Below are 564 nucleotides of genomic sequence, written 5' to 3'. Positions count from 1 at the left end.
GCGCTGTGGGTGATTTATCCGCTGGTTTATTTTGGCTATGCGCTGCTGCGCGGGCATTTGCTGGCGGTTTATCCGTACCCGTTCATTGATGTCGAGAAGCTGGGTTATCCACAGGTGTTCATCAATGCCGGCGGGTTGTTGGCGGGGTTTGTGGTGATCGCGTTGTTGGTGATCGGGCTGGATCGGTGGCTTGGGTCTCGTGCCAAGAGTCAGCGTTTGTAGTGTCTGACACTCCCCCATCGCGAGCAGGCTCGCTCCCACATTGGAACTGCATACACCCGCCCTTGTGGGAGCGAGCCTGCTCGCGAAGAGGCCCGCGAGCAGATCACTCCTCGTCGCTGTTCCCCAATTTCCAGTACCCAACCGCCTTGACGAACTGCTCGTCCAGCCCATGCTCATCGAGCAACACCCGACGAATCTGCCGCGACACTCTGCTCTCGGTCGCCACCCATGCGTACAGGCTGCCGGTTGGCACCTGGATCTGGCGCACGGTGGCCAGCAGATTGTCCTTGCCACCTTCACGCAGCACCCAGATCACATTGACTTCGGCCGCGCTGTGCAGCA

At 59.9% G+C, this 564-nt stretch carries 2 protein-coding genes; one reads left to right on the top strand and one right to left on the bottom strand.

Going from position 1 to position 564, the window contains the following annotated elements; genetic code table 11:
- On the top strand, positions 1-222 hold a 222-nt coding region (locus tag AC1DWG_RS30420), incomplete at its 5' end, for a Pr6Pr family membrane protein (RefSeq protein WP_477788771.1).
- Between the two features lie 103 nt (positions 223-325).
- Here AC1DWG_RS30420 and AC1DWG_RS30415 read toward each other — a convergent pair.
- The coding region (locus AC1DWG_RS30415) for a siderophore-interacting protein (protein ID WP_477788770.1) at positions 326-564 on the bottom strand (239 nt) is incomplete at its 5' end.

Source organism: Pseudomonas sp. P4_B3, from assembly GCF_056402295.1.
The sequence above is the reverse complement of the archived record's forward strand: the minus strand, read 5'-3'. Positions and strand labels throughout refer to the sequence as shown.